Here is a 20,616-nt window from a genome sequence, read left to right on the forward strand (position 1 = left end):
GCCTTTTGGAGGTCCTGCGCAGCTCTTGGAAGCCCTACAGGGGCGACAACTCCCCCAGGCCCAGGGTGCGCAGCGTGTGGTTGGCCATCTGGAGGTGGCCGACGGCGTTGGGGTGCGCGGGGTCGTCGAGCCACGCGATCGGGTCGGCGTCGCCGAAGTGGTCGAGCCAGAAGGCCTCGTGGTCGACGAGCAGCGCGCCCGTGTCCGCCGCGATCTCCCGTACCGCCTGGCAGTACGCGGGGAGTTCGGCGCGGGCCGCCCTGCCGGTGACGCTGACCGGCACCGGGGTGTGCAGGACGATCCGGGCGTCACCCGCCTTCGCGATGATGGCCCGCATGGCGTCGTGGAACTCCGGCAGGCCCGCCGTGCCGCGCCGCGCGTCGTTCGTGCCGAGGGAGACGGACAGGACGTCCGGCTCGAACCGGCCCACGAGGTGGTCGTACGCGGCGAGGACGTCGACCGCCGACCACGCGGACACGCCGGTGTTGACGACGATGTCGGTGAGCCGGTCCAGCTGCCAGCGGACCCGTTCGTGGACGTGCTCGACCCAGCCGCGCGCGCCGTGGGTGTGCAGCACCGCCTGGGTGATGCTGTCGCCGGTCGCCACCCACGTCATGGGCTCCGAGGACAGACTGATCATGGTTTCCCCCTTGTGTTCACGGTTCCCGCGGGCACGGCCACCCCTCCGGGGCCCGCACCCGTCACCCGGCCATCGTGCCTGCTCGAGATCGCCCGGCCAACGCGCGCCCGCCCGCGCGCGGGGACGCCGACCTCGGCTCCGACGCCCGGCACCGGACCCGTACGAGCGAGTTTCGGACGAACTCACCAGCGTTTCGCGGGACTTCACGCCGGGCGCGCCCTCGGCCCTCTGGCCGAAGCCCGCGGGCACGGCTACCGTCGGGCGCCCTCGAAGCGCACGCGAGCCGGACACCCCGTCACCCGCACCGGAGGAAACCCCATGACCGACACCTCGGCCGCCCCCACCGCCCCGGCAGCCCCCGCGGCGCCCACCCGTCCCGCGGCCCCCACGGGCCCCGCCGCCCCCGCCCGCCCCGTGGCCGCCGGCTTCGGTGCCGGCGCACCGGCCTCCGGTGACGACGGGCACCTGCGGATCCTGTCCGCCTCCGACCTCGCCGGGATCGACATCCCCCTCGCCGATGTCGTGGACACGGTGGAAGGCGCCTACCGCGCACTGCACACCGGCCGCTCCGACAGCCCGGTCAAGCCGGCCGCCGGGCCGGACGGCGGCCACCCGGTCTCCTACGCCGTGCTCGGCCGGGACGGCTCCCGCGACGTCGTCGCCGTCACCTCCTCGTACGCGCACGGCCCCGGCGCCGGCCCGGCCGCGCGGCACCCCTACACCGCGCTCACCCTCTACGACGACGTCACCGGGCGGCCGGTGGCGATGATGGACGGCGCCCGCGTCGGCGCCCTGAGCGCCCCCGCCGTCTCCGCCCTGCTGGCCCGCGAGTGCGCCGCGCCCGGCGCCCGAACGGCGCTGGTCGTCGGCACCGGCGCCCAGGGCCGGCTCACCCTGCCGTTCCTGCTCACCACACTGCCCGGCCTGGACCGCCTGATGGTCTTCGGCACCGACCCCGAGGGCGTCGCGGCCGTCCGCTCCGAGCTCCGCGCCCGGTTCCCCGACCGGGACGTGACGGCCGTCAACGACCTGCGGGCGGCGGCCGCGGACGCGGACGTCATCGTCGCCACCGCGGACGCCCGCACTCCCGCGGCCGTGGAGTCCACCTGGCTGCGCACGGGCGCCCTGACCGTCCTCGCCGGCCACGGCCTCGCCCCCTCCACGCTGGACCGCGCCGACCGGGTGATCGCCACCAGCGAGGCCCAGATGGCCGCCACCGGGGCCGACATGGCGGACGCCGACGGGAAACTCCGCGCCGTCGACTCGGAGTTCGCCGCCGTCATCGCCGGTCTCACCGCGGGACGCCACCACCCGAAGGAGCGGATCTTCGCGTACAACAGCGGCCTGGTCGTCACCGACATAGCCCTCGGCCACCACTTCGCCCAGCTCGCCCTCCGGCGGAACCTCGGCACCGAGGTCGCCCTGTGGCTGTGACCCCACCGGAGGCCGCAGGCCCGACCACCCGGCTGACCACCCCTCCCGGCACACCGCACCGCACCGCACCGCACCGCCCCGCACCGCACCGCACCGCACCGCACCGCACCGCACCGCACCGCACCGCACCGCACCGCACCGGGAACGATTCCCCCGCCCGGCACCGCCCGGCACCGCCGGGCACCGCCGGGCACCCGCCGGCGAGGACACCTGCCTTTGCCGGTCCGCGCGCCCGGCGCCCGGTAGCCTGCCCACAACAGCCCGGCCGCAGCCCGCCCGCTGCCGCCGGGCTCTTCCCGCACCGCCATCCCACTCCCACCACGCCCCGCGCCCACCCCACCTCCCGAAGCCGCTTCGCCTGCCGCGCACCCCCCGAGCACGAAGGCCACCGAGTGTGAACATCCCGTACGGAGACGACACGAGCCACGACCAGCGGTGGGCGGAGACCGTGATGAACGCCCTCGCCGCCGGCCCCGACGCCCAAGCCGCACTCGGCGAGGCACTCGGCACCACCGGCGACCTGAAGATCGAGCACGCCCAGCGCCGCGCGGAGGCCCTCCGCGCCGCCGCCATGGGACTCCCGCCCGCGGCCTGCGCCCTCGCCGCGGGCATCCCCGAACGCATGCTCACCGACTGGCAGGCCGCGGACGCGCCCTTCGCCGCCGCCATGGCGGCCGCGCACGCCCTCGCGCAGGCCCACGACCTGACCGGCCCGCAGCCTCCGGCCACGCCCGTCGCCCTCGGCCTGTTCCTCCAGGCCCTCGGCAAGGGCGCGGGGCTCGCCGCGGCGGGCGACGCCGTCGGCCTCACCCGCCAGCGCCTGAACCGGCTCAAGGACCGCAACCCCCCGGTCGCCCGCCTCATCGCCGCCGCCCAGCAGAGCGCGCGCACCACCCGTACCCGCCCCGCGGGCAAGCCGTACACGTACCGGCTCGTGCGCCGCGACGTGCCGCCGGCAGACCACCCGCAGTGAACCCCCGCCCGCCCCCGCCGCGGAACGTGCCGGGGGCGGGCGGCGGGGCGATGCTGGTGGGGTGGTCAACGTCCCGGATGGACTGGTCGCCGCGGCCCGCCCGGCCGTGCGGGTCACCGTGGCCGCCGGGGCCGGCTTCTACCTGTTCCTGTACGGCTTCGGGATGCCCACCGGCGGCACGTACGCGCTGTTCTCCGCGGTGGCGCTGGCCGGGCTGTCCCGGATTCCCGGCACCGGCCGCCAGCGCGCCGCGGTCGTGGTCCGGCTGCTGCCCGTCTGCTGGCTGCTCGTCGTCATCGGCACCTTCCTGTCCGTACGGACCTGGAGCGCGGTGCTCGGCATGCTGGTCGTCGGCTTCGTCCTGGCCTTCGTCGCCGTGTGCGGGCCGCGCCCGGCGGGTGCCGGGCCGGGACTCCAACTGCTGTACATCCTGCCGTCGTTCCCGCCCTACGATCCGGGCACGCTCGGCGAGCGGCTGGCCGGCACCACGACCGGACTCGTCCTGCTCGTCCTGGCCGAGGCCTTCCTCTTCCCCGCACCGGCGCCCCTCCCCTACCGGGAGCGCACCGCCCGCGCCCTCGACACGGTGCGGCGCTGCGCCGGCGAGCTGGCCCGCCCCCCGTACACACGGCACGCCGGGACGCGGCAGGCGGCGGAGGAGGCGAGCGCCGGGCTGCGGCCCCTGAACGTGCCCGAGGCCGACCGGCCCGCCGGGCCCGGCCTGCACGACCGGGCGCTGGCCCACGCCGGGCTCGCCACCCGCGCCCTGCTCCGGCGGCTCGTCATGCTGCCGCCCGCGCCGGCCGCGGTCCGCGACTGCGCGGGCGCCGGACTGGACGTCCTGCGGGCCGTGGAGCAGGCGGCGGCGGAAGCCGCGGCCCGGCTGCGCGGCGAGCGGGCCGGCACCGCGGGGCGCGCCGCCCTGGCGGTGGCCCGGACCGAGCTCGCCGCGCGACCCGCGGTATCCGCGGAGCCGGCCGTGCTGCGGCGGTACGCGGCGATCACGGAGGTCGCCGACGCGGCGCTCGCGGCGGCGGTGGCCGCGGACATCTCCGTACGGGGGCGGGCGGCGCCGGTGGACGCGGTGCCGGGGCGGTTCTGGTACGCGCGGATGCGGGCGCCGCGGCTGTGGTGGCACCGGCTGGCCGGACACGCCGTGCGGCGGTCGGTGTTCTTCCAGAACGCCGTACGGATCAGCCTGGCGCTCGCCACGGCCCGGCTCATCGCGGGACTGGACACGCTGCCGCACGGCTTCTGGGCGATGCTGGCGACGCTGACCCTGACCCGTACGACGGTGGCCGAGACCGGGGCCACCGTCCGGCGGACACTGGCCGGCACGCTCGCGGGCGCGCTGGTGGCGGCGGCGCTGCTGACCGTGGTGGGCACCGACAGCGCCGTGTACGCGGCCGTGCTGCCGGTCCTGATGCTGACCGCGTTCACGGTGGGGCCGGTCAAGGGGGTCGGGTGGGCGCAGGCGATGCTCACGCTGGTGGTGGCGGTGGTGTTCGCGCAGCTGGCCCCCTCGACCTGGCAGCTCGCCGAGTTCCGGATGCTCGACGTGCTGATCGGCAGTGCGATCGGCGCGGTGTGCGGGTTGCTGGCGTGGCCGCGGGGGGCCCATGACGAGTTGCGGCGCTCGGCGGCCGTGCTGATGCGGTGCGCGGCGGAGATCGTGGTGGCGACGGCCGCGTCGGTGGCGGCCGGCGGGGAGCGCCGGCCGCTGCCGACGGCGCCGGGCCACCGGTCGTTGCAACACGCCCTGACGCTGGCGGAGTCGGCGTTCGCGCAGTTCCAGAGCGAACCGAAGGGTTTCGTGCCGGTCGACCTGACGGCCGGGGCCGGGCGGGACGGGCCGTTGCAGCCCGACTGGCAGGCGACCCTGATGGCCGGCCACCACACGCTGTGGGGGTCGGACCGGCTGCTGGTGCCGACGGTGCCGGTGCGGGTGCCGCCGCTGGGGTGGGAGGCGGCCGCCGAGCTGGTCCGGCTCGGAGACCGGGTGGCGGGGCGGATGCTGCTGGTGTCGGCGGCCCTCGACCCGGGCGGGGACACGCCGGCGGCGCCGGTGCGGTTGCGGGATCCCGCGTTCGACGGGTTCGGGGCGGAGCCGGGTGGGGCGCCGCGGGCCTACTACGCGGCGGTCCTGTGGCTGGACGCCCTCCTCACCGACCTGGAACGCGTCTCCACCACCCCGCCCCCGCCGCCCGACCCGGCACCCCTCCCGCCCCCAACCGGCTGACGGGGCCCACCCGTCGGCCTCGCCGACCGCCCGAGCGGCAAACTCCCTGCCTGCGGCAATCCCCAGCCTCGGCGACCGCCCGAGCGGCAACTCCCTGCCTCGGTGGCGCTACCCGGCCTCGCCGGCTGCCTGAGGCACACCTTCCAGCCTCGCCGGCTGGCGGGCTCGACCCCCTTGCGCGGCCATCTCCAGCCTCGCCGGCGTTTGAGGCGCGGGTCCGGGCGGAGCCCGGTACCCGGCGGAGCCGGGTTGCTTGGGGCTCCGCCCCAAACCCCGCGCCTCAAACGCCGGCGAGGCTGGGAATTGCGGCACGCAGCGCCGACAAGGCTGGGGGTTGCCCCGGGGCACAGGCTGCCCTCCCTCTCGGCCGGCGTCGTGGTATCAGGTCGGTAACACCACCCTCGGCAGGTCAGGCTGTCGGAGAGAATCCGGTTCCTGCCGGCGTGGCCGGCGGGACGGGCCGAACATGCGGGGCGGGGGCGCCGGTGCGGCGGGGACAGGGTTTTGCGCGAGGGGTGCTGTGGTCGCTGGCCGCGCTCATGGCGGCCTCGGCGGTGTGGATGGTGGCGGCCGGGAGCGGCCCCAGCTCCGAGTTCGCCACGATCGGGGCGTGGTTCCTCGGCGGTGCGGCGCTCATCCTGCCGCTGGTCGAGCGGTTGCTGTACCCCGATCCCACGCCGCCCCCCGAACCAACCGATGAAGCCGCTGACTTGGCCCGTACCGTCGAGGCGCAGTGGCTGGAGGAGGCCAGGGCCCGCAGCCTCCGGGACCCCCGCGTGCTGCCGCTGAGCTGGTCCGCCACCGGACGCGACGTCACCGACCGCCCGGAGGCGGTGCTCCGGTCCGGCGGGGCCGGGCGGATCGCGCGGCTCATGCTCGACGGGCGACTGGACGACGGCGGCTTCGATGCGGCGGTTGCCGCCCTCGGCGAGGAGTACGGGCGCATCGCCAGCGGGCGCCTGGTGGTGCTCGGCGAGCCGGGCGCCGGCAAGACGGTGCTCGCCATGCTCCTGACCCTCGGCCTGCTCAAGGCTAGGGAGCCCGACGCTCCGGTGCCGGTCCTGCTGTCCGCGGGCGCCTGGGATCCGGTGCGCGAGTCCCTGGACGCCTGGGTGGTCCGCACGCTGGCCGACACGTACTACGTGGGGCGGAGCGAGATCCCGGGCCGGCTGCTGAAACAGGACCTGCTGCTGCCGGTGCTCGACGGTCTCGACGAGATCCCCGAGTCGGCGCGGCGCAGCGCAGTGCGCGCCGTCAACCGATTCGTCGGGCAGGACCGGCCGGTGGTGGTGACCTGCCGGTCCGCGGAGTACGAAGACGTGGTAGCGGGCGGGGCTCCGGTGCTGCGGCGCGCGCCGGTGGTCGAAGTGCAGCCGGTCGCGGTCGAGGACACCGTGTCCTACCTGGAGAACGTGGACTGGCCGGACGGCACGTCCTGGGACCGGGTCGCCCACCACCTGCGGACGGAGTCCGGCAGCCCGCTGCACGAGGCCCTGCTGACGCCGCTGATGATCTCGCTGGCGCGGATGGTGTACGCGCGGCTGGGCGGCGACCCGGCCGAACTCCTCGACACCGCCCGGTTCGACTGCCGACACGCCATCGAGGACTTCCTCTCCGACCGGGTGATCGACGCCGCTTACGCGCCGGACCGGCCGGTGGTCGAATCGGGAAGTGTCGGGGGTGCGGCAGCGGGTCCGGGTCCTGGTCCGCGAGGCGCTGCCGATCCGGCGGGCGGCGCGAACACCACCGAGCCCGCGTGGGACGCCGAAACCGCCCGGCGCCGGCTGACCTACCTCGCCCACTACCTGCACCGCCACGGCGAACGCGACCTGGCCTGGTGGCGGATGTCGGGCCGGCTGCTCCCGGCGTGGGCGGTGCCGGCCTGCGCCATCGTCGTCGGCATGCTCCTGATGGCCATGACGGCGATCGGATCCGGCCCGTCCGCGGACCCCGACCTGATATCGGAGCTGGGCTCCGCCGGCCTGCTGGGAGGCATCGGCGCGGCGCTGGTGGTCGTCGTGTGGTTCGCGGTCCCCGAACGGCAGCCCGGGCGGCCGTCGTTCGTACTCGACGGCTCCCTGCGGCGGCTGCGCAGCGGGTTCGCGACCGGCGCCCTGCTGACCGCGGCCTTGGCGGTACCGCTCCTCGTCACCGTCGCCCTGGTGCTGGCCACGGGCGACCGGGTGATCGGCATGTACCTCGTGTACACCGAGGCGATCGCGGGCTGCGCCGCCTTCGCGGCCGCGGTCGGAACCGCCCTGGCCGCGCACAACTGGCTGGACTCCCCGCCCCGTTCGTCGGCCCAGGCGACTCCTGACCTGTTCCTCGCGGAAGACCTGAGGTCGTCGGTCGTCGGTGCCGCGAGCGCGGGACTCCTGGTGGCCCTGCTGGCCTGCCCCCTGACCTTCCTCGGCGTGATGGCCGGACGGCTCGCGGGCCAGGCCCTCACCGGATGGCCCGGATGGCCCGGCCACTACGACCCGGCGGCCGCCGGGCGCGCCCTGTGGCGGGAACTGACCTACGCGTACGTCGGATACGACGACCCCGGCATGCTGCTGGGCTTCGCGGTGACGGCGTCGGCCTCGCTGGGCTTCGTCTTCATGCTGTGCGTGCTGCTGACCCGGGCGTACCCTCGGTTCCTGATCACCCTGGCGTACCTGGTGCTGCGGGGCCGACTGCCGGTGCGGTTCATGGCGTTCCTGCGCGATGCCCGCAACCGGGGGTTGCTGCGGCAGTCGGGAGCCGCGTACCAGTTCCGCCATGTGCGGCTTCAGGAGCATCTGGTGGCACGCTCGGCTGACCTGGGCGGTCCGGTGGCCACGGGCGCGAGCGCGGGTGCGGGGCGCGCCTGGGCCGGGAGTCGGGGCCGGGTGGCGGTGCTGGCCGGTGCCGGGCTGACGGCCGTGGCGCTGGCCGCTCCGTTCGCCGGCCGACCGACGGACGCGTCCGCCGTCACGCTGAGCGGTTTCCGCCACGGAGTGCGGTCCGTGGTCTTCAGCCCCGACGGCCGGAGCCTGGCCACCGTGGACAGCGGCAGCATCCTGAGCGTCCTGGAGGCCCGCACGACGTCACGCACACAGGTGTGGAGCCTCGCCGACGGCCATCGGATCACACAGCCGGACTGGCCCGGCAGGGTCTCCGACATGCTCTTCACAGCGGACAGCCGCACGCTGGTGGCCACGGTGTCGGCGGGGTCCTCCGAGCCCCGCGAAGTCCGGCGGTGGGACGTCGGCGCCGGCACCGCGCTGGGCCCGCCGACCGCCACCACGGGAGCGTCCTACCACCTCGGGCTGAGCACGGACGGCACGATCGAGGCAATCACCGCCCACATCTCCGCCGACGGCGTCGTGCTGCGCAACCCGCTCGACGGCCGCAGCGTCAGTCGGCTGGCCGGGCCGCAGGCTGAAGGCGTGATCTCGGCCGAATTCAGCCCTGACGGGCGCTTTGTCGTCACCGGACGGTACGACGACCGGGTGCAGCTGTGGCGGGTTGCCGACGGCCACGCGCTCGGCGCGCCGGCCAACGGGGAGGGCTTCCCCTGGGACATCACCTTCAGCGACGACGCCACCGTGGTGGGCATCTTCACGAAGAACAAGGAACGCATGCGGATCCTGCGCACCGACGACGGGAAAGCGCTGAGCGCCCTCCCGCGACACCCGTCCGGGCTGAACCGCGCCCTGTTGAGTCCGGACGGCCGCATTGCCGTCATGGACATCGACGGCACGGACATCCAGCTGTGGCGCACGGCCACCGGCGAACGGATCGGCGAACGGCTGGCCGGCACGAGGCCGGCCTGGCGGGCGAACAGCTCGCTGGACCCGACCGTGGCTCGCTTCAGCCCGGACGGGAGCATGCTCGCCACGACGTCGGGACCGCGTCAGCAGGAGGTCCGGCTGTGGAACACCGCGGACGGCCGCCCCGTCGGCCCGCCCATGGCCGGTCACACCGGCTCGATCAACGACCTCGCGTTCAGCCCCGACGGGCTGACGCTGGCCTCCGCCTCCGACGACCGGACCGTACGGCTGTGGCGGCTGGACACCATCGGTCTGCCGGAAGCGGCTGGAGTGCTCCGGCGAGAGTGACCCGGGGCGGGCGGGGCGGCCGTCAGGCGGGTGCCGGGCTACGAGCCCTGGGGCGCGTTGCGCGGGACGATCTGCTGGACGGCCCAGCGGTTGCCGTCGGGGTCCGCGAAGTAGACGAAGGAGCCCCAGGGCTGGTCGTCGATGTCGGTGACCTCCACGCCCCGCTTCACCAGGTCCGCGTGCGCCGCCTCGATGTCCGCCACCACGACCTGCATGTTGTCCAGCGAGCCCGGGGTCATCTCGGTGATGCCCTTGCCCATCGCGATCGAGCAGGCCGACCCGGGCGGGGTGAGCTGGACGAAGCGGATCTCCTCGCTGACGGTCACGTCGTGGTCCGTGTGGAAGCCCACCTGCTCGTAGAAGGCCTTCGCGCGGTCGATGTCGGTCACGGGGACGCCGATCAGTTCCAGCTTGATGTCCATCATCTGCTCCTCACTATGTTCCGCGGTCTTCGAGCATCATCCGCCGGACGGCAGCGGCTCGCCCGCTCCCGCTCCGGCCGGGTCGAACTGGGTGCGGTACAGCTCCTCGTACCGGCCGCCGGCCGCCAACAGCTCCCGGTGGGTGCCCCGCTCCACGATCCGGCCGTCCTCGACCACCAGGATCTGGTCGGCGGCCTGCACGGTCGAGAGGCGGTGGGCGATCACGACCGCGGTCCGTCCGGCGAGCGCCTCGCCGAGGGCCTCCTGGACGGCCGCCTCGGAGGTGGAGTCGAGGTGCGCGGTGGCCTCGTCGAGGATGACGACGCGCTGCCGGGCCAGCAGCAGCCGGGCGATGGTCAGCCGCTGCCGTTCGCCGCCGGACAGCCGGTAGCCGCGTTCGCCGACCACGGTGTCCAGGCCGTCGGGGAGCGAGGCGACCAGGTCGTCCAGCCGGGCCCGGCGCAGTGCGGCCCAGAGCTCGTCCTCGGTGGCTTCCGGCCGGGCGAGCAGCAGGTTGGACCGTACCGACTCGTGGAAGAGGTGCCCGTCCTGGGTGACCATGCCGAGGGTCTCGCGGATCGAGTCGGCGGTCAGGTCGCGTACGTCGATGCCACCCAGGCGGACCGCGCCGGCGTCGGCGTCGTAGAGGCGGGGCAGGAGCTGGGCGATGGTGGACTTGCCGGCGCCGGAGGACCCGACCAGGGCGATCATCTGTCCGGGTTCGGCGCGGAACGACACCCCGTGCAGGACCTGCGTGCCGCCGCGGCCGTCCAGCGTCGCGACCTCCTCCAGGGAGGCCAGGGACACCTTGTCCGCGGACGGGTAGCCGAAGGACACCGAGTCGAACTCCACGGACACCGGGCCGTCCGGCACCCGGCGGGCGTCCGGCCGCTGCGCGATCAGCGGTTTCAGGTCGAGGATCTCGAAGACCCGCTCGAAGCTGACGAGTGCGCTCATGACCTCCACCCGGGCCCCGGCCAGCGCGGTGAGCGGGGCGTACAGCCGGGTCAGCAGCAGCGAGAGGGCGACCACGGATCCGGCGTCGAGGGTGCCGCGCAGGGCGTAGTGGCCGCCGAGGCCGTAGACGAGGGCCAGCGCCAGCGCCGAGACGAGGGTGAGCGCGGTGATGAACACCGACTGGGCCATGGCGGTACGGATCCCGATGTCGCGCACCCGGGCGGCGCGGGCGGCGAACTCCGCGGACTCGTCGTCGGGCCGGCCGAACAGTTTCACCAGGGTCGCGCCGGGCGCCGAGAAGCGTTCGGTCATCTGGGTGCCCATCGCCGCGTTCAGCTGCGCCGCCTCCCGCTGCATCCGTGCCATCCGGGCGCCCATCCGGCGGGCCGGCAGGACGAACACCGGGAGCAGGACGAGCGCCAGCAGTGTGATCTGCCAGGAGATGCTCAGCATGACGGCGAGGGTCAGCAGCAGGGTCACCGTGTTGCCGACCACTCCGGACAGGGTGTTGCTGAACGCGCGCTGGGCGCCGATCACGTCGTTGTTGAGGCGGCTGACGAGCGCGCCGGTGCGGGTTCGGGTGAAGAACGCCACCGGCATGCGCTGCACGTGGTCGAAGACCGTGGTCCGCAGGTCCAGGATGAGGCCCTCGCCGAGGGTCGCGGAGCGTTTGCGCGCGAGCAGCCCCAGTCCTGCCTCCGCGACCGCGATCACGGCGATCAGCAGGGCCAGCCGCGTGACGTCGGAGCCGTCCCGGCCGTCGACGATGGCGTCGACGACCCGGGCGGCGAGCACCGGCGTGGCCACCGCCAGGAGTGCGGTGACGACGCTGAGGAGCAGGAACAGCAGCAGGCCGCGCCGGTGCGGGCGGGCGAAGGCGGCGATCCGGCCGAGGGTGGCCCGGGAGAACGGGCGGCGGTCCGCCTGCGCGTTGACGGCGCTGTGCAGCGAGGTCCACGCGGTGACTTCCATGTCCATGCCGACGACGCTAGAACCTCAACCGACCTTGAGGTCAAGGTCCGTGGTCAAGGCCGGGTCAAGGGCTGGGGTCAAAGCCCGGGGTCGGGGCCCGGGTCGCGAGGGTGCGACGGGCATCCGGAGCGGCGTGGCCGGTATGCGCGGGCACCGGCGGAGGCACGCTGCAGGAGGGCCGGGAGGTGGGGATAGGCTGTCAACCTTTGCTTCTGGAGGTGCAAAGTTGGTGGAGTTCCGGCTGCTCGGATCGGTGGCCGTGGCCACCGAGTCGGGGGACCTTCTGCTCGGCCCGGCCAAGCGGCGCAGCCTGCTCGCCGCCCTGTTGCTGCGGCCCAACCATCCCGTCTCCGTCGACCAGCTCACCACCTCCCTGTGGGACGAGGAGCCGCCGGCCCGCGCCCGCAGCGTCATCCAGGGGCACGTGTCGCGCCTGCGAACCCTGCTGGATTCCGCCGACGCCGAGATGTACGGCGTGGAACTGACCACCCAGGGCGCGGCCTACACCCTGCGGATGCCCGAGACGCTCCTCGATGCGCACCGCTTCGAGGAGCTGGTCACGCTCGCCCGGGAGCAGCGCTCGGCGGCCGACACGGTGGCCATGTACCGGGAGGCCCTCGCGCTGTGGCAGGGCCCGGCGCTGACCGGCGTCCACCCCAGCCCGCCGCTGCAGGCCGCCGCGCACGCCCTGGAGGAGCTCCGGCTCTCCGCGGTCGAGCAGCTGGCCGCCGGGTACGGCCGCCTCGGCGAGCACTCGCGGGCGGCGGCCGTGCTGCGCGCCGAGGCGAGCGCCCACCCGCTGCGCGAATCGCTGTCGGCGGCGCTGGTGACCGCTCTGCGGCGGGCCGGGCGGCGCTCGGAGGCGCTCGACTGGTTCCACCGCACGCGGCGGCTGCTCGCCGACGAGCTGGGCGTCGATCCGGGACGCGAGCTCGCCAACGCCTACGCGCTGGCGCTGCGGGGCCAGGGCGACCACGAGGAGGACCGGGCCGCCGAGACGCCCGCGGCGTTCGCCCCGGCGGCGGGCGGGGCCGCGGACCCGGCCGCCGGCGCTGCCCCGACCGCCCCGGCGCGCACACCCGCCCCGGCCCCCGCTGCCTTCCCGGGCAGCGGCGTGGTGGATCTGCTGCCGCGGGCGCCCCGCGGCTTCCACGGGCGGCACGCCGAGCTGGCCGCGCTGTCGGTGGCCGCCACCGGGGAGGCGCCCGTGTGCCTGGTCACCGGGCCCGCGGGCGTCGGCAAGAGCGCCCTCGTGGTGCACTGGGCGCACCGCGCCGAGGCACGGTTCCCCGACGGCCGCCTCCATGTCGACCTGCGCGGTTTCAGCGAGACGGGCGAGCCCCCGCTGATGGACGTGCTGCGGGAGTTCCTGCTGGCCCTGGGCGTGCCGCCGCGCCGGGTGCCGGAGTCTGTGATCAGCGCGGCCGCCCTGTACCGGTCGCTGACCGCCGAGCGCCGGCTGCTGGTCGTCCTGGACAACGTACGGGCGTCGCAGCAGGCGCGGCCGCTGCTGCCGGGCGGCACCGGCTGCGTCACCGTGGTCACCAGCCGGCACCGGCTGCGCGGGCTGATCGCCTCGGACGCCGCCCGGCCCGTTCCGCTGGGCGTCCTGGGGCCGGACGACAGTACGGAGCTACTGGCCGCGGTGCTGGGCAGCGGGCGGGTGCACGCCGAGCCGGTGGCCGCCCGGCGCCTGGCGCGGCTGTGCGACGGGCTGCCGCTGGCGCTGCGGGTGGCCGCCGCCCGGCTCGCCGACCAGCCGCAGTGGACGCTCGCCGCGATGGCGGACGAGCTGTCGGACGCCACCCGCAGGCTCAGCCTGCTCGACGCCGAGGACACCGGGGTGCGCGCGGCCCTCCAGCTGTCGGTGCGGCTGCTGCCGCCGGACGCCGCGCACCAGTTCGCGCACCTGGGCCGGCATCCCGGCACGCACGTCGACCGGGGGACGGCGGCGGCCCTGGCGGGTACCGACCCTGCCACGGCCGAGGCGGCCCTCGAACAGCTTTCCGCCGCGCATCTGGTGACGTCGAGCGCGCCGGGCCGCTGGACCCTGCACGACCTCGTGCGGCTGTACGCGCGCGGACTCGACGCCGGGCCCGACGCGCTGGAGCGGGTGCTCGACCACTACATCGCCACCGGCCTCGCGGCCGCCCAGGCCGCCGAACAGGACGGCGAGCCGTGCTTCGCGCTGCCGACGGACTTCCGTACGCCGCCTGAGGTACGGCGGTTCCCCGACCGGGAGGCCGCCATGGCCTGGTACGCGGCCGAACGCGAGGACGTGGTCCTCGCGGCGGGCGCGGCGCAGGTCGCCGCCCTGCACAGCAGGACCTGGCGGCTGGTGCTGGTGCTGTGGCCGCTGATGGTGTGGCGGGTCCTCGACGGCTGGGCGCCGCTGCTGTACACGGCCCTGTCGGCGGCTCGCGCGGACGGCGATCCCAACGCCGAGTCGCGGGTACTCGCCCTGCTCGGCTGGGTCCTCACCGAGGAGGGCCGCACCGCCGAGGCGCTGCCGCACCTGGAGGCCGCCCCGCCGCTCGCCGCGCGGGCCGGCGACCGCGGCGGCGAAGCCACCGCCCTCGTCAACCTCTCGCTCGCCCAGGCCGCGCTCGGTGACCTCGACGAGGCGGCGCAGGGCTGTCTGCGGGCGGCGAAGCTGGCGCGCCAGGCCGGTCTGGCGCAGACGGAGCGGCTCGCGCTGTACCACCTGTCCCGGCACCGGCTCGACTCCGGCCAGTGGCAGGAGGCCCTCGACACCGCGACGGCCGCGGGCTCGATCCGGCTCCCGGACGCGCCGTCGGCGCCCCGGGCACTGCTGCTCGCCGCGGCCGGCGAGGCGCTGCTCGGGCTCGGCGACGAGACCGAGGGCGTGCGGTGCCTGGAGGAGGCGGCGTACGAGGCGGAGTCCTCCGGTTACGACGACGGCGCGGCGCGCGCGCTGGGCGCGCTGGTCCGCGTGTCGGCGGACGCCGGGTACCGGGTGCGGTACGACGCGGCCGTGGCGCGGCTCGCGGCCCGCGCCTGAGCGCCCCGCCCGGCCCGCGGGGCCACCCCCTGCGACCTGGGAGGACGTCCGGACCGGTGGACGTCAGCGGAACGTCAGCGGCGCGTGAACGCAACGCCAGCCGACCCCGTCAGGGTGGACACATCGCGGAAGACCTGCCGCGATGCGACCACACCGCAGCACCCACCCGGGGAGTTCCACATGCGTACCACCCGCACCGCCCACCGCCTCCGCGCCGTCGCCCTGGCCGCCACCACCGCCGGTCTCGCGCTCGCCCTGACCGCGTGCGGCGGCTCGGACAGCGGCAACGGCAAGGCCGGGAAGGCCGACAGCGGGAAGGCCGCCGACGCCCGGCCCGGCACGGGCGGGGACGCGCCCCGGGACGCGGTGAAGGCGGACGCGCCGGCCGAGGCCGCGGGCGGCGGCTCGGGCACCACCGCCGAAGCGCGCGCCGCCAAGGCGCATGCCGGCAAGGGTTCCGCCGCCGGGAGCGAAGCCACCACCGCGTGCACGGGCGACGAGATGTCGTACCACGTGGTGCACCGCTTCCCGAAGCAGCCGGGCGAGCACCTCCTCATCAGCGCGAAGAACGCCGATTCCAAGCCGTGCTGGGTGACCTCGTACCCCTCCGTCATGCTGGGAGACTCCACCTCCGTGCTGGCGCACTCCGCGAAGGACGCGCCGGGCGGCAGCGCCCGCATCACCGTCCGGCCGGGGGCCACGGTGTACGCGGCCGTGAACCTGTTCGCCGACGGCTCCGGGAACCGGACCGCAGGCGGTCTGAGCCTGGCGCTGCGCGACCAGACCGGCGACTCGGGCCCGGCCACCGAGCAGGACGCCTTCGACGCCAAGGACGTCCCCACGAAGTTCACGTGGGCCTCGGCCGACGTCACGCACTGGAACACCGCGAAGCCGTACGACTTTTAGTCACGGGCGCCGGTGCGCCCGCTACCGCCACGGCCACAGGCACGGCCACTGGCACGGCCACGGTCGGCTTCACGTGTGCGGGCCGGCCGGCCGAGGGAGGACGGCCAGGCGCCTCCGGGCGGGGGATCGAAGAAGTAGCCGCCTCCCAGTGCGAGTTGATGCTGCGTCATGGCTTCGCCGACAGCGAGTCCGCCGCGTCGTGCGCAACATCGGTCACCGCACGTTCACATCTCGCGCACGGACCGCCCACGCTGGGGCAACACCGGTGAGACTGACGAAGGTTGAGGGACAGGCCGGCGCGTCCGGAGCGTCGGACAAGAGGGTGCGCGGAGGCCTTCACACCCGCCTGACCGGCCCGGACGGGGGCGGTGCTGTCCGGGACACCGGACGGCCGTTGTGCCCGGTGCCTCCCGCGGCAAGACTCGGCGGCGGCCCGGTGGTCACCCGCCGGACGCCGTCACCGTCACCCTCACCTGATCACCAGGAGTGCTGTCGTGCGCAATCGACTCCGAGTCCTGCCCGTGGCCGTCGCGACGACGCTCGCGGCCGGTCTGCTGTCCGCCGCCGTCGTACCGGCGCAGGCCGAGCCGGCAGCCGGGCAGGCAGCCGCTCCCGCGGCTGTCCCGGCGTACTACCTCAAGTTCGACAAGAGCTCGGTGACCAACTCGAAGCTCTACCTGATGAAGAGCGTCGCGGGACCCGACAAGGTGCTCGCGAGCTACAAGGCCGGCTCCGGCCAGAGCACCAACGCCTGCATACTCAACCGGGGTTGGCTGCCGAACGGCACCTACAACATCGAGTTCCACCGGAAGAACTTCGACGGCATCATCAACGGCTACGTCATCAAGATCTCCGACCACAAGTGCCACAACGGCACCAAGCGGACCGAGCTGTTCATCCACAGCGAGATGCGGCCCAACGGAACCCAGGGCAGCATCGAGTCCGAGAAGTGGACCAACAGCAACCCGAACGACTACTACTCCAACGGGTGCATCAAGCTCAACCCGAACAACATCAAGAACCTGTTCTCCAAGATCGACGGTCTGGGCTGGTCCCGCGTCACCAAGCTGTACGTGTTCAGCTAGCGCGCCGCGCTCCCGGAACGGTGGTCCGGCCCCGGCCAGGGGCCGGACCACCACGCGCCGGTACCGGTGACCCGGGGTCAGCGGGTCGCCGGTACCGGCGCGCCGGCCGGTGACCGGGTCGGTGCGGTCACCGGCCGGTTTCAGCGGGCGTGGCGCTCCGGCAGGTCGACCTCGGCCGGGGCCGTGGTCGCGGTGGCGGTGCGGGCCTTGGAGGCGCTGCGCAGCCCGGTGGCCGCCGGCGTCTTCTTGCCGCAGAACGCCGGCTCCAGCGTGCCGCCCAGAGCGGTGTTGGCCTGGCCGCGGTTCGAGGTGTTGGCCATCGCCGCGAGGCTGCGGCTGCCGTCACGCGTGGTGAAGATGTACGTGTAGAAGCCCTGCACGGTGCCGGTGTGGCCGTACACCGAGGTGCCGCACGACAGGTCGTAGCGGCGCAGGCCCAGCCCGTAGAAACGGGTGTTGGTGGCGTCCGTCGGCGTCATGGTGATCATGGCGTCGAGCATGTCCGACTTCAGCAGCCGGCCGCCGAGCAGGGCGGACATGAAGGTGCTGAGGTCCTTCTCGTTCGAGATCATCGCGCCCGCGGACTGCGCCCAGGAGACCGTCTGCTCGGTGGAGTCGACCAGCGGCGCGCCGGCCTCGTCGGGGTGCAGGTAGCCGTGCGCGTGGCGCCCCTTGATGGCCGTGTCGGGGTGCACGTACGACGTGTTCGTCAGGCCCAGGGGCTTGATGATGCGGCGCTTGTACTCGGTGGCCACGCCGTGCTTGGTCAGCTTCTCGATGAGCATGCCGACGACGACGAAGTTGGTGTTGGAGTACTTGTACGAGACGCCCGGCTCGGTGGTGCGCGGCTCCTTCAGCGACAGGTCGACGAGCTCCTGGTAGCTGAAGACCCTGTTGCGCACGGCCTCGAAGCCGGGGACGGTCTTGTCGAACATCGCGTTCGTGTAGTCCGACAGGCCGCTGCGGTGGGTCAGCAGGTGACGGACCGTGATCCGGTCGTCGGGCAGCAGGCCGGTCAGGTACTGGTTGACCGGCGCGTCCAGGGCCAGCTTGCCCTCGGACACCAGCTGGAGCAGCACGACGGTCGAGAACGTCTTGGTGACGCTGCCGATCCGGAAGCGGGACCGCGGGTCCATCGCCGCGCCCGTGGTCCGGTCCTGGACGCCCTCGGCGCGGGTCCGGACGCCGTCGGGGCCGGTGAAACGGGCGACCGCGCCCGGCGCTCCGGCCGCGAGGGTGTTCTGCAGCACCTGCGTGATGCCGTCGAGGTCGGGCGCGACCGCCGACACGGGTGCGGCGGTCCGGGCGGCGGACGGGGTGGCGGGCGCGGCGTGGGCGGCGGTCGCCGGGGCGGCGGCCGCGACCACGGCGAACAGGGCGGCACCGACGGTGAGTCGACGGTCGAGAGACAGGCGCAACGGGGCTCCTCAGGGCAAGGGGAAAGGGCACGGCCCGCATCGCGCGGACCGATCGCCCCGAGCCTACGCAAGATCACGGGCAGGAAAGCAACGGCCGGGCCCCGAGCACGCGGAGGGAACGCTTCCGCTCTTATGGCCATCTAGTCCGGTGCGCTCCGGTTGGCAGCGCTCTGGCCCGGTACGTCCGGGCCGGGAACTCGCATGGTGCAGAAGGAATCGCTCACACATGGGTCTGACAAGTGGCGCGCTGCTGGCGTGCGCCCTGCTGTGCACGGCGCTGGTGTTCACGGTCACGGTGTGGCTGTGGCCGCGGCTGGCCCGGCGCGGCTGCCGGCCGGTGCTGGGCCGGATCGGCCTGCTGGCAGTCGTTCAGGTCCTGGTGCTCGCGTCGGTCGGCCTGACGGCCAACCGGAGCTTCCTGCTCTACGACTCGTGGGCGGACCTCGCGGGCACGAAGCGCCCGCAGGTGGCGGCGCCGGGCGGGTCCGCCGTAGAGGTGCTCGGGCGGCGGGCCCCCGAGGTGCCCGGTGGTGGGAATCCGCTCAGGGCCGGGGTGATCGAGGAGGTGACGGTCCACGGCGAGCGGTCCCGGACGGCCGCGCAGGCGTACGTGTACCTGCCGCCGGAGTACTTCCGGCCGGGCAACGAGCGGCGCCGGTTCCCGGCCACGGTCGTCCTGACCGGCTACCCGGGCGCGGCGGAGAACCTGTTCAAGGGGCTCCGGTACCCGCGGACGGCGCTCGAGCAGGTCAAGCAGCGGAAGATGCGCCCGATGATCCTGGTGATGATGCGGCCCACCGTCTCGGTGGCCAACACGCAGTGCGTCGACGTCCCCGGCGGCCCGCGGAGCGAGACGTTCTTCGGCACGGACGTCACCCGGGCGGTGGCGAGCACGTACCGGGTCGGCGCCTCGCCCCGGAGCTGGGGCATCATCGGCGACTCGACCGGCGGCTACTGCGCGCTGAAGATGGCGTTGCAGCACCCGGAGACGTACGCGGCCGGGGTCGGCCTGTCGGCGAACTACAAGCCGGACATCGACAAGGACTCCGGCGATCTCTTCCACGGGAACAAGGCCGAGGAGAAGCGGTCCGATCTGTTGTGGTACCTGAACCACCGGCCGCAGCCGCGCTCCTCGTTCCTCGTCACGACCTCCCGGCAGGGCGAGCCGAACCGCGGGGCGACGCAAGAGTTCGTCCGGCGGGTGCGGCATCCCGCGCGGGTCTCGTCGATCACCCTGGACCACGGCGGCCACAACTTCCGCACGTGGCTGCGCGAGATCCCGCCCTCCCTGGCCTGGCTCAGCGGCCGGCTGGGCCCGCAGTAGCCTGCGGCCGGGACGGTGCCGTCAGGTTCGCGCCTTCGCCGGGACGGGAGGCGCAGGGGTCACGCCGGGCCTGCCGGCGGCGGGGGTCGTGCGGGCCGGGCGCTTCGGCGTCCGGTCCAGCCACCACTGGACGACGACCAGGTTGCCCACCCAGCCGACCCAACGGGACGCCTCGATCACGTAGCCGATGTCCACCTCTTCGAGCCACGGCGAGTACCAGATCCACGACATGCCGATCACGAAGCCCCAGACCACCTGGCCCCACATGATCGCGAAGCTGTAGAGCATGTAGCGGCGGTGGTCTCGCCAGCGCCGCTGCCGGGCCCGTACGAAGCCCATGACGCCGGTCACCGACCACAGCACCGCCGACATCAGCACGCCGATGCTGCCGGACTTGAAGGTGACCGGGAACATGATCAGCGCCAGCGCGGCGGACGGGAGCGCCCCGGCGAAGAGGTAGACGCGGCCGATCCGGCGGTGGGCGACGGGGTGTTCGCGGCGCAGCCAGGGCCACATCTGCAGGCACATGGTCACCATCGCCACCGTGCCGAAGCCCACGTGTCCGGCGAGCACCGCGTAGTGGAGGGGGAAGCGCAGCGGGATGCGCGGCCGGTCGGTGTGGAAGCCCAGGTACGGGGGCAGTTGGTACGCCAGGAAGGCGATGGTGGCGAGCGCCATGAGGACCATCGCGGCATGGCCGCCGAGGCGTCTCCTGCGTGCCGTGGCGTCTGCGGGGGGTCGTTCTGACGCGGCCCGGGGCCGCTGTCGGGGGACAGCGGGAGCACCGGGCCGCTCGGGTTTGTGCGTCACGGATCATTCCTCCTGTGCCGCTGGGTCTCGGCCACCGAGACCCTCTGTGATCGAAAGTGTGTTCTGTGTCGCGGTTGTGCGTCCATCTCCCGGATTGCGCGGCATCTTCCAAGGTCATCCCGGGTGATGCCCGGCGTTCACGCCGCCGTGGGCCCGCGTTCGACCGAGGCCGCGTGGTACGCCGGGTCCTTCGCTATGGCCTGGCGGGCGGAATCTCCTTTGCGGCGCTTTCCGGGGCCGCCTAGTGTCACGTTTCGACGGCGTGTAGCTCAGCAGCAGAGCACCGGGCTCCGGACCCGGAGGGCGCAGGGGCAGGACCTGCCACGCCGGCT

The 20,616-nt window shown here is 74.3% G+C and carries 13 protein-coding genes and 1 tRNA gene; 9 read left to right on the forward strand and 5 right to left on the reverse strand.

Features of this window, described 5'->3' with window-relative positions:
• Positions 1–34 precede the first annotated feature (34 nt).
• The gene (locus tag OG764_RS04890) at positions 35–640 is read right to left on the reverse strand and encodes an SGNH/GDSL hydrolase family protein (protein WP_328967135.1); all 606 of its coding nucleotides are present in this window, start codon (positions 638–640) and stop codon (positions 35–37) included.
• A gap of 318 nt (positions 641–958) precedes the next feature.
• On the opposite strand from OG764_RS04890, the gene OG764_RS04895 reads away from it, so the two are divergent.
• The 4 genes from OG764_RS04895 to OG764_RS04910 all read left to right on the forward strand — a co-directional run bounded on the left by OG764_RS04895 (position 959) and on the right by OG764_RS04910 (position 9,368).
• Positions 959–2,074: an ornithine cyclodeaminase family protein gene (locus tag OG764_RS04895; protein ID WP_328967136.1), complete on the forward strand. Its 1,116-nt coding sequence runs from the start codon at positions 959–961 to the stop codon at positions 2,072–2,074.
• Positions 2,075–2,468: 394 nt separating this feature from the next.
• Complete coding sequence (locus OG764_RS04900) at positions 2,469–3,047, forward strand: hypothetical protein (RefSeq protein ID WP_328967137.1); 579 nt, start codon at positions 2,469–2,471, stop codon at positions 3,045–3,047.
• 61 nt (positions 3,048–3,108) lie between these two features.
• Positions 3,109–5,286: an FUSC family protein gene (locus OG764_RS04905; protein WP_328967138.1), complete on the forward strand. Its 2,178-nt coding sequence runs from the start codon at positions 3,109–3,111 to the stop codon at positions 5,284–5,286.
• Between the two features lie 515 nt (positions 5,287–5,801).
• The gene (locus OG764_RS04910) at positions 5,802–9,368 is read left to right on the forward strand and encodes an NACHT and WD40 repeat domain-containing protein (RefSeq protein ID WP_328967139.1); all 3,567 of its coding nucleotides are present in this window, start codon (positions 5,802–5,804) and stop codon (positions 9,366–9,368) included.
• A gap of 38 nt (positions 9,369–9,406) precedes the next feature.
• Here the strand turns inward: OG764_RS04910 and OG764_RS04915 are convergent, their stop codons facing one another.
• Both OG764_RS04915 and OG764_RS04920 read right to left on the reverse strand, forming a co-directional pair.
• Positions 9,407–9,790, reverse strand: coding sequence for a VOC family protein (locus OG764_RS04915; protein WP_328967140.1), 384 nt, complete (start codon positions 9,788–9,790; stop codon positions 9,407–9,409).
• 36 nt (positions 9,791–9,826) lie between these two features.
• Positions 9,827–11,725 carry an ABC transporter ATP-binding protein gene (locus OG764_RS04920; RefSeq protein ID WP_328967141.1) on the reverse strand — a complete coding sequence of 633 codons (1,899 nt, stop codon included), beginning with the start codon at positions 11,723–11,725 and terminating at the stop codon, positions 9,827–9,829.
• A gap of 223 nt (positions 11,726–11,948) precedes the next feature.
• On the opposite strand from OG764_RS04920, the gene OG764_RS04925 reads away from it, so the two are divergent.
• From OG764_RS04925 to OG764_RS04935, 3 genes are all read left to right on the forward strand, one after another.
• Positions 11,949–14,741 carry an AfsR/SARP family transcriptional regulator gene (locus OG764_RS04925; protein ID WP_328972881.1) on the forward strand — a complete coding sequence of 931 codons (2,793 nt, stop codon included), beginning with the start codon at positions 11,949–11,951 and terminating at the stop codon, positions 14,739–14,741.
• A 180-nt stretch (positions 14,742–14,921) separates the two neighbouring features.
• The gene (locus OG764_RS04930; protein ID WP_328967142.1) at positions 14,922–15,647 is read left to right on the forward strand and encodes a DUF4232 domain-containing protein; all 726 of its coding nucleotides are present in this window, start codon (positions 14,922–14,924) and stop codon (positions 15,645–15,647) included.
• 494 nt (positions 15,648–16,141) lie between these two features.
• Positions 16,142–16,732 (forward strand): L,D-transpeptidase family protein, encoded by a 591-nt coding sequence (locus OG764_RS04935; protein ID WP_328967143.1) that lies wholly within the window; start codon positions 16,142–16,144, stop codon positions 16,730–16,732.
• Positions 16,733–16,872: 140 nt separating this feature from the next.
• Here OG764_RS04935 and OG764_RS04940 read toward each other — a convergent pair whose 3' ends face one another.
• Complete coding sequence (locus OG764_RS04940; RefSeq protein WP_328967144.1) at positions 16,873–18,150, reverse strand: serine hydrolase domain-containing protein; 1,278 nt, start codon at positions 18,148–18,150, stop codon at positions 16,873–16,875.
• A 226-nt stretch (positions 18,151–18,376) separates the two neighbouring features.
• Between OG764_RS04940 and OG764_RS04945 the strand changes: the two genes are divergently transcribed.
• Complete coding sequence (locus OG764_RS04945; RefSeq protein ID WP_328967145.1) at positions 18,377–19,474, forward strand: alpha/beta hydrolase; 1,098 nt, start codon at positions 18,377–18,379, stop codon at positions 19,472–19,474.
• Between the two features lie 21 nt (positions 19,475–19,495).
• On the opposite strand, the gene OG764_RS04950 is transcribed toward OG764_RS04945, so the two are convergent.
• On the reverse strand, positions 19,496–20,152 hold the full coding sequence (locus OG764_RS04950) for a DUF2306 domain-containing protein (protein WP_328967146.1): 657 nt from the start codon (positions 20,150–20,152) through the stop codon (positions 19,496–19,498).
• A 390-nt stretch (positions 20,153–20,542) separates the two neighbouring features.
• Between OG764_RS04950 and OG764_RS04955 the strand changes: the two genes are divergently transcribed.
• Positions 20,543–20,614 (forward strand) — tRNA-Arg (locus OG764_RS04955).
• Positions 20,615–20,616: the final 2 nt, after the last annotated feature.

Origin of the sequence: Streptomyces sp. NBC_00239, assembly GCF_036194065.1 — a bacterium.
Lineage (GTDB): Bacteria > Actinomycetota > Actinomycetes > Streptomycetales > Streptomycetaceae > Streptomyces.

Bases quoted from the DNA above. Each gene is read 5' to 3' on its own strand.
- OG764_RS04920 (WP_328967141.1), bottom strand. From the start codon at position 11,725: ATGGACATGGAAGTCACCGCGTGGACCTCGCTGCACAGCGCCGTCAAC.
- OG764_RS04915 (WP_328967140.1), bottom strand. From the start codon at position 9,790: ATGGACATCAAGCTGGAACTGATCGGCGTCCCCGTGACCGACATCGAC.
- OG764_RS04930 (WP_328967142.1), top strand. From the start codon at position 14,922: ATGCGTACCACCCGCACCGCCCACCGCCTCCGCGCCGTCGCCCTGGCC.
- OG764_RS04945 (WP_328967145.1), top strand. From the start codon at position 18,377: ATGGGTCTGACAAGTGGCGCGCTGCTGGCGTGCGCCCTGCTGTGCACG.
- OG764_RS04950 (WP_328967146.1), bottom strand. From the start codon at position 20,152: ATGGCGCTCGCCACCATCGCCTTCCTGGCGTACCAACTGCCCCCGTAC.
- OG764_RS04890 (WP_328967135.1), bottom strand. From the start codon at position 640: ATGATCAGTCTGTCCTCGGAGCCCATGACGTGGGTGGCGACCGGCGAC.
- OG764_RS04895 (WP_328967136.1), top strand. From the start codon at position 959: ATGACCGACACCTCGGCCGCCCCCACCGCCCCGGCAGCCCCCGCGGCG.